The following is a 757-nucleotide window of genomic DNA, read 5'->3' as shown; positions in this document are numbered from 1 at the left end:
GTACGCGCTGAGCTTGACACTCTCCAGCCTACAATGCGTCGCGCGAACACATCAACGATGAAGGCAACATAAGCGAAGCCTTGCCAGGTAGCCACGAAGGTGAAATCTGACACCCACAGCGCGTTCGGCCGTGACGCTTTGAACTGCCGCTGGACGTGATCAAGCGGGCACGGTGTGTTTCGCTCGCTGACGGTGGTTCGAATCGATCTGCCGCGCCGCACACCTTGCAGCCCGAGCCGCTTCATCAGTCGCTCGACAGTACACCGTGCGAGCTTGAATCCCTCGCGCGATAGCTGCCGCCAAACCTTGCGCGCACCATACACCCGAAAGTTCTCCTCCCATACACGCCGGATGTGCTGACACAGCAGTGCATCGCGCTGCGCGCGCGGCGGCAGCCGACGCGGATCAGCGCGTCGAGACGAATGAGGGTAATATGTCGACGGGGCGATCGGCAGCACCCTGCAGATCGGCTCGACCCCATACGCCGACCGGTGATCGTCAATGAAGGCAATCATCACTTCGGTCGGCGGTCGAGCTCCGCCTGTGCGAAATATGCCGAGGCCTTGCGCAGGATTTCATTGGCCTGACGCAGTTCCCGGACTTCGCGTTCAAGCTCGCGGATGCGGTCCTGCTCCTGCGTCTTGGGGCCCGCGCGCAGACCACGATCGCTCTCAGCCTGACGAACCCAGTTTCTTAACGTTTCGCGTGAGCAACCCATCTTGGCGGCAATCGACTGGATTGCTTCCCATTGCGTCGC

General features: G+C 61.3%; 1 pseudogene and 1 other annotated feature. The pseudogene reads right to left on the bottom strand.

The features are described from left to right. Positions 1-757, bottom strand: a pseudogene (locus tag NCT03_RS33660) (IS3 family transposase); the annotation flags it as partial. Then, positions 441-557, bottom strand: a sequence feature (AL1L pseudoknot). (Overlaps the previous pseudogene by 117 nt.)

The sequence above is a fragment of the Caballeronia sp. GAWG1-1 genome (genome assembly GCF_023631465.1).
GTDB lineage: Bacteria > Pseudomonadota > Gammaproteobacteria > Burkholderiales > Burkholderiaceae > Caballeronia.
Note: the sequence above shows the minus strand (reverse complement) of the source record. Positions and strands in the feature narration are given on the sequence as shown.